This window comes from uncultured Mucilaginibacter sp. (assembly GCF_937859865.1).
Lineage (GTDB): Bacteria > Bacteroidota > Bacteroidia > Sphingobacteriales > Sphingobacteriaceae > Mucilaginibacter_A.
In genome coordinates, this window is sequence record NZ_CALMAT010000086.1 from 1 (window position 1) to 13,066 (window position 13,066).

Genomic DNA, 13,066 nt, shown 5'->3' on the forward strand with positions numbered 1-13,066 from the left:
ACAACGTCATCATCATTTGCTCGATTGAAAACTTTGATCCGATGGGCATCCACACCGGTGATTCGATCACCGTTGCGCCAGCCATGACGTTGAGCGACCGCGCTTACCAATCTATGCGCGACCAGGCCATCAAAATGATGCGCGCCATTGGCAATTTTGCGGGTGGTTGCAACGTGCAGTTTTCGGTTAACCCGGCCAACGATGATATTATTGCGATTGAAATTAACCCGCGCGTTTCCCGTTCCTCAGCCTTAGCTTCCAAAGCAACCGGTTATCCAATCGCTAAAATTGCGGCCAAATTAGCCATCGGTTTTAACCTGGACGAACTGCAAAACCAGATTACCAAAACCACTTCTGCTTACTTTGAGCCAACTTTGGATTACGTCATCGTTAAAATCCCGCGTTGGAACTTTGATAAATTTAAAGGTGCCAACCGTGAGTTGGGTTTGCAAATGAAATCGGTAGGCGAAGTGATGGGCATTGGCCGTAGCTTTATTGAAGCGTTGCAAAAAGCTTGTCAGAGTTTGGAAATTGGCCGTGCAGGCTTAGGTGCTGATGGAAGGCAAAGCCGAAACTTAGATGAAATCATGTACAGTTTGGAGCATCCAAGCTGGGATCGGTTGTTCCATGTTTATGATGCGTTGAGTTTGGGCGTCCCGATAGAATCTGTTCGTAAAGTAACTAAAATAGACCGCTGGTTTTTGAACCAGATTCAGGAAGTGGTGAATTTAGAAATCGAACTGCGGCGTTATTCACTCAACAATATTCCAAGAGATTTCTTCTTCACCTTAAAACAAAAAGGCTTTTCGGATGCACAGATTGCTTATGTTTTACAGCATGTAAGCGAGGAAGACGTTTATCAACGCCGCAAGGAATTAGGTTTGCACCGCGTTTATAAAATGGTGGATACTTGTGCGGCAGAGTTTCAGGCCAAAACGCCTTATTATTATTCTACTTACGAAGGCGAAAATGAATCTGTTGTTTCCGACAAGAAAAAAATTATTGTTTTAGGTTCCGGCCCAAACCGGATCGGCCAGGGAATTGAGTTTGATTACAGTTGTGTGCACGGTTTGCTGGCTGCAAAAGAATGCGGTTTTGAATCTATCATGATCAATTGCAATCCCGAAACTGTTTCTACCGATTTTAACATGGCGGATAAGCTGTATTTCGAGCCGGTTTTCTGGGAACATGTTCGGGAAATTATTGATCTGGAAAAACCGGAAGGTGTAATCGTTCAGTTGGGCGGGCAAACGGCTTTAAAAATGGCCGAAAAGCTGCACGAACACGGTATCAAAATTATCGGAACGAGTTATGATAACATGGATATTGCCGAAGACCGGGGCCGTTTTTCTGATTTGTTGAAAGAATTGGGAATTCCTTATCCAAGATATGGCGTTGCCGAAAGTGCCGAAGAAGCATTGGTTGTGGCGCATCAGGTTGGTTATCCGGTTTTGGTTCGGCCAAGTTATGTGTTGGGCGGACAAGGCATGAGCATCGTCATCAATGATGAAGACTTGGAAAAAGCTGTCGTAAATCTCCTCAAAAACCTTCCCGGGAACCGTGTTTTGATTGATCATTTTTTGGATCGTGCCGAAGAAGCCGAATCTGATTCGATTGGTGATGGCGAAGATGTGCATATTATTGGTTTAATGGAACATATCGAACCTGCGGGAATTCATTCCGGTGATTCGAGTGCCGTTTTGCCGCCTTTCAACTTGTCGGAAAATGTGATCCGGCAAATGGAAGAACACACCGTTAAAATTTCCAAGGCTTTAAATGTTTGCGGCCTGTTGAACATCCAATTTGCAATTAAAAACGAAGAAGTTTATGTGATCGAAGCTAATCCGCGTGCTTCGCGTACCGTTCCTTTCATCGCCAAAGCTTATGACGTGCCTTATATCAATATTGCAGCAAAGATTATGTTGGGCGCCAACATGCTTAAAGATTTTACGATTGAACGGAAGTTGCAAGGTTACGCTATTAAAGAACCCGTTTTCTCTTTTGATAAATTCCCGGAAGTGAACAAAGAATTAGGCCCGGAAATGAAATCCACGGGAGAAGCGATCCGTTTTATCCGCGATTTGGAAGACCCGTATTTCCGCCATTTGTACAAAGAAAAATCAATGTATTTGAGCAAATAAGGGATGCTTCTTTTATCGCATAATTTTTTACTTTTTGTTATATGAGTGTAAAAGAACATTATGACAACCATTTGGGGAATTTTTATTCCTGGATGGTTGGAGACTTTGAAATCAAGCAGAATGAACAGCAGGATTATTTTGAAAGCCGAAACATTAGACCAACGAGTACAGGACAAGCTATTGATTTAGGTGCAGGACACGGAATTCAAAGTATATCGTTGGCTAAAATTGGATTTACTGTTAAAGCAATTGATTTTAACAGACAATTGTTAAATGAATTAGAACAAAACAGTATTGGTTTACCAATCGAAATAATTAATGCTGATATAAAATCTGTCAGAAACTATACAATTAACAATTCAGAACTTATAATTTGTGCAGGCGATACCATCACTCATCTTAACAACATAAAAGAAGTTGAGCAACTAATTGAAGATTGTGCTGGTACACTTTATAATGAGGGAAAGTTGATTCTTTCTTTTAGAGATTACACTAAAGCAGTATCAGGAAATGACCGTTTTATTTTCGTAAAAAGTGATGAGAGCAGGATTCTTACTTGTTGCTTGGATTATTTTGATGATAAGGTATTAGTAACTGATTTGTTAAATTCAAAAACAGAAGCTGATTGGAAGCAAAGCATTAGTTCTTATTATAAAGTACGAATAACTTCAGTTAAAATAGAAAGCTTTCTTAATAAACATGGTTTTAAAATTCAGCATAAAGATTTAGTAAACAGAATGGTTACAATTATTGCCCAAAAGGAATAACGAAAATTATTTTAGTAAGCTTATTACTTTAACAATCATGACAGAAGCAATCACCCAAAATTTCCCTGCTTCCTATTTTCCAATAGACGAAGCCACCAAACAATCCGGTTTTACCATGGCTTCTGATCCGCTGACTTGTTCGCTGCTAAAAACTTTGGCTGCTTCAAAACCAGGCGGAAAATTTTTGGAATTAGGAACTGGTACAGGTTTATCTACGGCTTGGATTTTAGACGGAATGGATAGCACTTCTGCCTTAATTTCAGTAGATAATGATGCCCGTTTTTTAAATATCGCCAAAGAATATCTATCCGATAATCGCCTTGATTTAATTTGTGCCGATGCCGGCGAATGGCTCAACCAAAACCTGGAGTTCGACTTTATTTTTGCAGATACCTGGCATGGCAAATATTTAATGCTAAAAGAAGCATTAGCGATGCTTAAACCGGGCGGGCTTTACATTTTAGATGATATGCTGCCGCAACCGAACTGGCCGGAAGGACATCAGGAAAAAGCATTAAAACTGATTGCAGATTTAGATAACCGTACTGATATAACGCTTACAAAATTGCGTTGGGCTACCGGAATCATCATTGCAAGTAAGAAATAATTTTGATCTTCTGGTTCTCTTAATTGAAACCAATGCTTTTTTTACCCATAAAAAAACCACGTCTACTTAAAGCAAACGTGGTTTTTTTATGGGTAAAAACAGTATCGCTAATTCATTAACTGCACACCGCGAGCAGCCATTTCATAAGTCCCGGCATTGTTCTTTTTTTCGTCGTTTTTATCCATGCCTTCGTTAGAACCGGCATAATGTTGTTTGTTGTTGGCGATAAAGTTTTTAGAAATCACGCCGTCAATCAGCACTGTTTTGCCTTTTACATCTTGCGGAATTTTAGAACCGGCATTTTTAAAGCGGACAGTTACCGGCCGCCCTTTGTTGTCTTTCACGTAAAAAAAGTCGCCGCTTTTATCAACGTCGGTTACTTTTGCAATAATGGTGGTGGTAACTGAAGTGCGGCGCCCGAAATAAACATTCAAATCACCGATGGGGTGTACTGTTTTTACATCTACTTTTTCACCGTAAACTTTTCCTTTTGGTGATATGCTGGACGCACTGCCTTGAGGCTGCATCGCTCCTTGCTGTGCCGAAACCGTTAAAGCGCTAAAAAGAACGGCTATGGAGAAGAACATTTTTTTCATAAGTTTTAAAATCAATCTAAAGCATTAACCTTTAAAAAAACAGAAGGTTTTGATTAAGATAAAAGCAGTTGACTTAATTATCTGCAAAAACATCTTCTAACTTCAATACAAAACCAGGAAGAATTGGTGTAGTAACTTCAGCGTTTGAAGGTAATAATTTTGAAGCTACGTAAACGCCGTCCTGATTTAAAACATATTTTAAAAATGTTTTTTGTTGCGGGGAAACAATCCAGTATTCTTGCACACCGTTTTCTTCATAAACATCATATTTATTCTGTAACTCAGTTTTGTTATTGCCTGGAGAAAGGATTTCTACAACAATATCCGGTGCACCAATACAACCACTCTTGTCAATTTTACTTCGGTCGCAAACCACACAAATATCAGGTTGTACAACTGTAGTTACATCTTCGTCCATCAATGACTTCTTAGTAAGCCGAACGTCAAAAGGAGCAGGATAAACTTTACACGTTTTCCCTTTTAAATAATTTGCAAAAACCCTGGTTACCTCTGCAGCTATTTCCTGATGGTAGGAACTCGGTGCCGGACTCATTTTAAAAATCCTGCCTTTTATTAATTCAATTCGCTCATCAAACTTCCACTGTAAATAATCAGCGTAAGTATAAGTTTTTGAAAGATCGAGATCAGATAATTGCATTATTTCCTGAGTTTCCATAAACATACTGTTTTTATCACTAATAAATTTAGGTATTCCTCAGCCAAAAAGCAACTGAAAAACTTCCTCAATCCGGCTAACGGCTTTTACTTCAATATCATATCTTGAAAAATCCAAAACTTTTTTATTTTTTCCGCCAGCGGGAAGGTTGTACCGGGAAATAACAATTTGCTCGAAACCTAATTTTTGCGCTTCGGCAATACGTTGTTCCACACGGTTTACGGCGCGGATTTCTCCGGATAAACCTAACTCGCCGGCAAAACAGGTTTTAAAAGAAACCGGAATATCTTCCTGCGAAGAAATAATGGCTGCTGCCAAACCCAAATCAATTGCCGGGTCTTCTACCCGAATTCCGCCGGTAATGTTTAGGAAAACGTCTTTGGCACTCAGCTTAAAACCACATCGTTTTTCAAGAACGGCCAGCAACATATTCATCCGCTTATTGTCAAAACCAGTGGCCGAACGTTGCGGTGTGCCATAAGGCGAAGGGCTTACCAAAGCTTGGGTTTCAATCAGCATGGGCCGCATGCCTTCTAAAGTTGCGGAGATGGTGATGCCGCTCAACGCTTCGTCCCGTTGCGACAACAATATTTCGGATGGATTGGAAACTTCGCGCAAACCTTCTCCCTGCATTTCATAAATCCCCAATTCGGAAGAAGAACCAAAACGGTTTTTGATGGTGCGCAGTATTCGATAAACATGGTGCCGGTCGCCTTCAAACTGCAAAACCGTATCCACCATGTGTTCCAAAATTTTTGGTCCGGCAATGGCGCCATCTTTGGTAATGTGGCCGATCAGGAAAACTGGCGTAGAAGTTTCTTTGGCAAAACGCATTAGTTCGGCCGTGCATTCGCGCACTTGCGAAACGCTTCCGGGCGTAGATTCGATATGTGCCGAATGCAAGGTTTGGATCGAATCAATGATCACCAAATCCGGTTCAATCGCTTCAATCTGCTTAAAAATATTTTGGGTAGAAGTTTCTACCAGTACAAACGGGTTATTAATTTTAGTGGTAAAAGAAGCACTGATGCGCTCAGAACGCATTTTGATTTGCCGCTCACTTTCCTCGCCCGAAACATAAAGCACTTTTAAACCCGGAATAATCAAAGCCAATTGCAGCATCAAAGTTGATTTTCCGATTCCGGGTTCGCCGCCCAACAAAATCAACGAACCGCCAACAATTCCTCCGCCTAAAACACGGTTTAATTCTTTGTCGGGCGTAATTAAACGGTCTTCTTCCGTAAAAGCAATTTCCGAAACCGGGACAGGTTTGTTAGCGCGCTGCAAACTGGTAGTGGCTGGTTTCCACTCCGGAACTGCCGTGTTTGCTTTCTCAATCACTTCTTCTACAAACGTATTCCATTGCCCACATTGCGGACATTTGCCCAACCATTTAGGCGCTTCAAAGCCGCAGCTCTGGCAAAAATAGGCACTTTTAGTTTTAGCCAAGTTATTGTTAAAATTTTAGGATTGTTAAAAATGATTACAGGATTAAAAGCTTGTTTAAATTTATGCAAGAAAAAATACAATGCTTCTTTTACCCTATAAAAATTGGTATTTGTAAAATTTAAATAAAATCAAAAACCAAATGTTTGCCAATTTTTAGGTGATAAAAGAAGCATGGCCAATAAACGGAACAAAATTTAAACACGCCCTAAGTAAAACAGCGTTTAAACTTAAGCTGATTCAGGAATACAATTTACGGAATTTTCACCAAAAAAACACTGGTAAAAACAGTATCAACAAAAAAGGTTTACAGTTTTACAATGTTGGTACATTTTGTAAAACCGTAAACCTTGCAGTTTTTTTTCGGAATGCTAAAGTTTAATTTCTTCGTCTTTAGAAGACAGGAAATGGAACTCGTTCATGGTATAATTGAGCATACTTTTTACCTTAATCCACTGGTGATAACGGAAATACCATTTCATTTGGCGGTTATAAATGCCTTTTTTGATGTAGGCTTCAATATAAGGGTGAACGCACAAAGTAATGCCTTTTTCGTTCTGTTCCTGCAAAACGTAATTAAGGTTGTTCTCGATATCGTCCAGCAACAAAATGCTCGGGCGGACAGTTCCTGTCCCGTTGCAGGTTGGGCAAATTTCCGAAGTAACAATGTTCATTTCCGGCCGCACGCGCTGCCTGGTCAACTGCACCAAACCAAATTTACTTGGTGGCAAAACGGTGTGCTTTGCCCGGTCGAGCCGCATTTCATCGCGCATAAACTCAAACAAATCCTTGCGGTTGTTCGGGTTGTGCATATCTATAAAATCAATTACCACAATGCCTCCCATATCGCGCAAACGCAGTTGACGCGCAATTTCTTTTGCGGCTTCTTTGTTTACCTGGAACGCATTTTCTTCCTGGTTTTCTTTGCTGGCTGTCCGGTTTCCGCTGTTTACATCAATTACGTGCAAGGCTTCGGTATGCTCGATCACCAAATACGCACCGCCAGGCAGGTTTACCGTTTTTCCAAAAGCGGATTTGATTTGCTTTTCGATACCCAAATGCTCAAAAACAGGAATGCTGTTTTTATACAGCTTAACTATGTTTTCCAGGTCTGGAGAAATTTCTTTGACGTACGATCGTACTTCCTCGAAAATAGACTGATCGTTCACGGTGATGCCTTGAAAATCAGCATTCAACAAATCGCGCAACAAAGTGGAGGTGCGGTCTATTTCGCCCAAAACCTTTTTTGCAGGTTCTGTTGCAGGCAAACGTGTGGTGAAAGATTCCCATTTTGCAATCAGGTCCAACAGGTCTTTCTGCAACTCGTCCACGCCTTTTTCTTCAGAAACGGTACGGATAATTACCCCAAAGTTTTTAGGCTTGATGCTTTCTACGATCTTACGCAACCGGTTGCGTTCGGTATTGCTTTTGATCTTTTTGGAGATGGAAATAACATCCGAAAAAGGTACCAATACCACGTACCGACCTGCGATAGACAGATCGGAACTGAGCCTGGGGCCTTTGGTAGAAATCGGTTCTTTAGCGATCTGAACCGGTATCAACTGGTTTTTACTTAAAATATCCGAGATTTTACCTGATTTGGCAATATCTTTTTCAAGCGTAAAATGATCCAGCAGTTTTGATTTATAACTTCCGCCACGGACTGTTTTAGTCAGTTTTAACAAAGACTGTACCTGCGCACCCAGATCAAGGTAATGCAGGAAAGCATCTTTTTCGTAGCCAACATCTACAAAAGCAGCATTTAAGCTGGGCATGATTTTTTTAATCCGCCCCAAATAAATATCACCAACGGTGTAATTGTTGTTGGTTTGCTCTTTGTGAAGTTCTACAAGCTGCTTGTTTTGCAACAAAGCAATAGTTGCGCCAGCCGGGGAAGCATCGATAACTAATTCTTTTATCAATTACTTACTCCTTATTAACGGAAAATAACGACCGTTATATTAAAAAAAATTAAGAAAATTTATCAGAAAAACAAGAAAAGGCGCCCTGTACCACAGAGTGCCGTTAAATGGGAAAAGCGTAAACTACTTCTTTTTATGCCTGTTTTTTCTTAATCGTTTTTTCCGTTTGTGGGTGGCCATTTTATGGCGTTTTCTTTTTTTACCGCTTGGCATAACTTCTTTAATTTAGATTATTTTAATTTTTAATTCTTCAATTCTTTGATGTACTCGTCCATCTTTTGGTTAAAAGCGGCATCAACAACCATTTCTTTGCATTTTTGGTAAGCGGCAATTGCTTCGGGTTTCATGCCCAACTGTTTGTAGCTTTCGGCCAGGTAAAAGTAAGGCTCCACTTCCGGCTTCTGTTCTACCACAGTTTTAAAACGCTGTACGGCTTTTTCAAACTGGCCGGATTTCATAGAAAACAAACCTAAGTTTAAGTTTGCTTTCAAATTTTTCGGGTCTTTGGCAACCACGCCTAATAACAAACCAATGCCTGTCATCGGGCTTGGCGCGCCGCCGTTTACATCAGCAATGCCCAAACCGGTTTGTGCTTCTAAATTATCGGGCGCTAACTGTAATGCTTTTTTAAAAGACTCGACCGCGTTGACTAGAAATGTTGGCTGGGCTACGGTGTCTTGGGTTAGTTTATAAGCATCGTTAAAACGGCTGCCGGCATTTAACCAGTTTTCTGCTGTGTTTTCTTTTCTTGCTATGGATAAGTAATAAAAGGCAGCCGGTGCAGGCACGTTCAAATCGTCCCAGGTATGGGCCAAGTCTTTTGCGATCGTTATTTGTTCCTTGTCAGAAGCTGAGCTTTTAAGCCGGGCTTCTTTATCCGAAATTTCTGCTGCCATTTGCGGAGTAAGTAGTTTTTTGGCTGCAACCGCCACATAATCTTCGTCAATCCGGTTGGTAGGCTGCTCCTCATGTTGCATTGCGCCACCAGTTGCGCCCGGCCTGGTACGTTCTTCTTTCGGCCTGATCAACCCTTTAACCGGCAAAGAAATTAAATAGACCATCATTGCAACAACAATTACAACTACACCTATTTGCTTCTTTTTCATGCTAAAAATTACTTACCTTATTTTGATTTGTTGCCCGTGCGTACTTTTTCTACAAAAGTTTTTGCCGGTTTAAAGCTTGGGATAAAATGCTCCGGGATAATGATCGCCGTATTTTTAGAAATATTTCTTGCTGTTTTTTCAGCCCTTTTTTTAACAATAAAACTACCAAAGCCGCGTACGTAAACATTTTCCCCGGTAACCATTGCCCCTTTTACCACCTTAAAAAAGGCTTCCACTGTTTCCTGCACATCTACTTTTTCTATCCCTGTTTTGGTAGAAATTTCAGCTATTATCTCCGCTTTAGTCATTTGCTGTTTGCTCTTATTTATTTGTAATCCTATTGCTGTTTTGGGGTTGCAAAAGTATTGCTTTAAAACGAAACACCGAAAAAAATTCCGTTTTTTTTATTTACACATCTGCCTAACAATGATTTGGTTAAGCTTTTGGCTGCGTATTTTTGTCGGATGAATTGGAGCGAGGAAATACAAAACTGGTACATGCAGCACAAACGCGACTTGCCCTGGCGCAACACAACCGATGCTTATACCATCTGGCTTTCTGAAGTGATTTTACAGCAAACGCGGGTAGAGCAAGGGATGCCTTACTTCTACCGTTTTTTAGAAAAATATCCAGATGTTACGGCTTTTGCCCAGGCTTCCGAAGATGAAATTTTAAAGCTTTGGCAAGGATTGGGCTATTACTCGCGCGGAAGAAACATGCTGACAACAGCTCGCCAAATTCTCGAAAAGAACGATGGAATTTTCCCGACAACGTATGAAGAACTCATCCAGTTAAAAGGCATTGGCGAATATACCGCAGCCGCCATTTCCTCTTTTGCGGCTGATGAAGCAAAAGCCGTGGTTGATGGAAATGTATATCGTGTTTTGGCGCGATGGTTTGGCGTGGAAGAGCCCATCAATTCATCAATCGGGAAAAAGCTTTTTCAGCGATTGGCGGATGAGGTTTTAGACCGAAAACATCCCGGCCAACACAACCAGGCGATGATGGAATTTGGCGCAATGCTGTGCAAACCCAAAAAACCGGATTGCCAAATCTGCCCGGTCCGTGAAGTTTGCAATGCTTATCAAACCAACCGCATCAACTTATTGCCGGTAAAATTGAAAAACCTGAAAATCAAGGAGCGTTATTTCAATTATTTTTTGCTGGCCGATCAACACCAAATTTTGCTCAATAAAAGAAGCATTGATGATATTTGGGCTAATCTATATGATTTGCCTTTGATTGAAACATCCGCTTTTGTGCCGGTGGAAGAAGTTGTTGCATTACCCGGTTTTAACCATTTTTTTGGAAATCAGGCTGTGATCATTTCTGCTTCTTCCATCCAAAAACACATTTTAACGCACCAACGGGTTTTTGCCAGGTTTATCCATCTGCAAGTTAACCAAACAGATGTCAACTTGCAGGCTTCCTGGTTTTACACTTCGGTTGCTTCGTTAGAAAAACTGGCCATGCCAAAAATTATCCACCGGTTTTTAGATCAGTTTTACCACGAACCAGCCCGGCAAACAGAAATGCTTTTTTTATAATAAGAATTTTGGGTGGTAAAAGAAGCACGATTAAAGTTGTTTAGATTTTTATATAAGAAAATAGGATAGAAATTAGTCAAATGACAATCAACTCATCCCCCTAACCCCCTTCAAAGGGGGAAGAGGACCAGGGCGTATATCTTTCTATCTCCAAAATTTTAAACTTTAGAAAGGTAGGCGATAGGTTTCCCCCTTTGAAGGGGTGTTAGGGGGATGACCTTAAATTTGATGCCATAAAAGAAGTAGTTAGAAATGAGTTTAAACAATTACTATTGATGCTTCTTTTACCACCTAAAAATCAATGTGCGCCGGGCGGACAATGCTCTTTTAAAAACTGTGTGTAAGTTGTAGCCAAATGCCGGCTCGTGCCTTCGCCTTCCGAAATGGCATGCGTCCGGTTTGGGTAACTCATCAACTGGAAAACCTTATTGTTTTTGATCAGCGCATTAATCATCTGCTCGGCATTATTATAGTGTACGTTGTCATCGCCAGTCCCATGAATAATCAGCAAGTTGCCACGCAGGTTTTGGGCGTGTGCCAAGGGAGAATTATCCACAAAAAAATGCTTGTCTTCCGGCAATAAACCCATGTAGCGCTCCTGGTAAATGTTATCGTAGTTCAATTGGTTATCAACCGCAGCAATCGAAATCCCGGTTTTGTAAATTTCCGGATATTGGAACATCAGGTTTAAGGTTGAAGAACCGCCGCCGCTCCAGCCCCAAACCGCAACCCGGCTGGTATCTACATAACTTTTTTTCAAAATTTCCTTCGCCGCCATGGCCTGGTCGCGGATGTTGATCGAACCGATGTTATGATAAATCGCTTTGCGCCATTCGCGGCCTTTTGGTGCCGGCGACCCACGGTTTTCTACCGAAACATAAATGTAACCATCGTTGGCCATATTGCCCACATACAAACGGTTGGAACTTACGCCGTACGTATCTTTCACCGTTTGGCTAGCCGGTTCGCCGTAAACATAAAACACGATCGGGTATTTTTTGGTCGAATCAAAGTTGGTTGGCTTTACCATCCAGCCGTCCATTGTTACGCCATCTGCTGTTTTTACCTTGAAAAACTCGGTCTTATTTGCAGCAGCGTTACGGCTGCGGCCGGAAGCTGGCCTTTCAGCTAGTTCCAGGTGTGCGGGCAACGAAACCACGTTAAACACCGGTGCCGTAGAACTGCTGGAGAAATAATGCAATGCCACTTTTCCATTTGGCGAAATATCATAAGTATGTGTTCCGGGCAAAGTTGCAGGTGTTACGCGTTCTGCTTTTCCGCTGCCGTCCAGGTTTATTTTGTATAAATATTGCTGCGTGGCGTTTTCCGGCGAAGCCATAAAATAGATTAAATTGTCCTTTTCGTCAATGCGCTCCAAACTGATCACGTCATAATCGCCTTGTGTTAAAAGCTTTTCCTGCCCGTTTCGGCTGATGTTGTAAATATGCCTCCAGCCATCTTTCTCGCTCAGCCAGATAAAACTTTTGCCCTGGTTTAGCCAATCCCAACCCATAGGTTCTGCTTTGGCATCCACCCATGCTTTGTCGGTTTCGGTATGAATGGTTTTTGCCTCGCCCGAAACCGCATTGCACAATATAATCTTGCTTTCGTTTTGCCGGCGATTAAGTTGCTGGACAATCAATTGGGATGAATTTGCCGCCCATTCCATCCGTGGGATATAATGCTGCATGGCATCACCCGGCACTTTCATCCAGGTTGTTTTTCCGCTGCTTACATTTACTACGCCAATTTTGCAACGGCTTGGGTTTTCGCCAACAACGGGATACTCAACCGGAACAGTAAAAGGGTAAAGCGAGTCCGTGGTGTTCAGCATCAGGTAGTTTCGGATTTTGTTGGCATCTAACTGCCAATAAGCGATGAATTTCTCGTCCGGCGACCAACGGAAACCGTCGCGGCAATCCAGCTCTTCTTCATAAACCCAATCAAAAGTTCCGTTAATTAGTTTTTTTGTTCCGTCGGTCGTTAGCTTTTTTACCGCGCCGGTTTTTAAATCCTCGGTGTAGATATTGTGTTCGCTTACATAACCAACTTTACCCGCATCAGGCGAAAACTTGGCAAACATCAATGAAGAAACCGGGCGCGCACTGCCCACTTGTTTCAAGGTTTTTGCAGCCAAGTCGGCCACCCAATAATCGCCGCGGGTATCATAACGCCAAACTTTTTTGCTATTGGTGTAGATCAATACCTTTTTGCCGTCATCAGAAAAAGTAAAACTCCGGACGGCAAGCGGAGCCGTT

12 protein-coding genes are annotated in these 13,066 nt (G+C 41.6%); 4 read left to right on the top strand and 8 right to left on the bottom strand.

The genetic code is table 11. The annotated features are described in order from the left end of the window. The 3 genes from carB to Q0192_RS09180 form a co-directional block, all read left to right on the top strand. Positions 1-2,141 (top strand): carbamoyl-phosphate synthase large subunit (gene carB, locus Q0192_RS09170; protein ID WP_299289183.1); only part of this gene is annotated, 2,141 nt, incomplete at its 5' end. 41 nt (positions 2,142-2,182) lie between these two features. Beyond that, the gene (locus Q0192_RS09175) at positions 2,183-2,908 is read left to right on the top strand and encodes a methyltransferase domain-containing protein (protein ID WP_299289184.1); all 726 of its coding nucleotides are present in this window, start codon (positions 2,183-2,185) and stop codon (positions 2,906-2,908) included. A 37-nt stretch (positions 2,909-2,945) separates the two neighbouring features. After that, entirely contained in the window at positions 2,946-3,515 is a 570-nt protein-coding gene (locus tag Q0192_RS09180; RefSeq protein WP_299289185.1) for a class I SAM-dependent methyltransferase, read from the top strand. Positions 3,516-3,622: 107 nt separating this feature from the next. Here the strand turns inward: Q0192_RS09180 and Q0192_RS09185 are convergent, their stop codons facing one another. The 7 genes from Q0192_RS09185 to Q0192_RS09210 form a co-directional block, all read right to left on the bottom strand. Next, complete coding sequence (locus tag Q0192_RS09185) at positions 3,623-4,111, bottom strand: DUF4920 domain-containing protein (RefSeq protein WP_299289186.1); 489 nt, start codon at positions 4,109-4,111, stop codon at positions 3,623-3,625. A gap of 73 nt (positions 4,112-4,184) precedes the next feature. Next, positions 4,185-4,787 carry a Uma2 family endonuclease gene (locus tag Q0192_RS09190; RefSeq protein ID WP_299289187.1) on the bottom strand — a complete coding sequence of 201 codons (603 nt, stop codon included), beginning with the start codon at positions 4,785-4,787 and terminating at the stop codon, positions 4,185-4,187. A 39-nt stretch (positions 4,788-4,826) separates the two neighbouring features. Further along, a complete protein-coding gene (gene radA, locus Q0192_RS09195; RefSeq protein WP_299289188.1) occupies positions 4,827-6,236 on the bottom strand; it encodes a DNA repair protein RadA in 1,410 nt (469 codons plus the stop codon). 368 nt (positions 6,237-6,604) lie between these two features. After that, positions 6,605-8,155, bottom strand: coding sequence for an Rne/Rng family ribonuclease (locus tag Q0192_RS09200; protein ID WP_299289189.1), 1,551 nt, complete (start codon positions 8,153-8,155; stop codon positions 6,605-6,607). Between the two features lie 123 nt (positions 8,156-8,278). Then, positions 8,279-8,368 (bottom strand): hypothetical protein, encoded by a 90-nt coding sequence (locus Q0192_RS18770; protein WP_008506795.1) that lies wholly within the window; start codon positions 8,366-8,368, stop codon positions 8,279-8,281. Between the two features lie 29 nt (positions 8,369-8,397). Further along, positions 8,398-9,261 (bottom strand): tetratricopeptide repeat protein, encoded by an 864-nt coding sequence (locus Q0192_RS09205; protein WP_299289190.1) that lies wholly within the window; start codon positions 9,259-9,261, stop codon positions 8,398-8,400. Positions 9,262-9,278: 17 nt separating this feature from the next. Next, complete coding sequence (locus Q0192_RS09210; protein ID WP_299289191.1) at positions 9,279-9,569, bottom strand: HU family DNA-binding protein; 291 nt, start codon at positions 9,567-9,569, stop codon at positions 9,279-9,281. A 156-nt stretch (positions 9,570-9,725) separates the two neighbouring features. Here Q0192_RS09210 and mutY point away from each other — a divergent pair, with 156 nt between their 5' ends. Further along, positions 9,726-10,808 (top strand): A/G-specific adenine glycosylase, encoded by a 1,083-nt coding sequence (gene mutY, locus Q0192_RS09215; RefSeq protein ID WP_299289192.1) that lies wholly within the window; start codon positions 9,726-9,728, stop codon positions 10,806-10,808. Between the two features lie 298 nt (positions 10,809-11,106). Here mutY and Q0192_RS09220 read toward each other — a convergent pair. Then, a partial coding sequence (locus tag Q0192_RS09220; RefSeq protein WP_299289193.1) for a S9 family peptidase occupies positions 11,107-13,066 on the bottom strand: 1,960 nt, incomplete at its 5' end.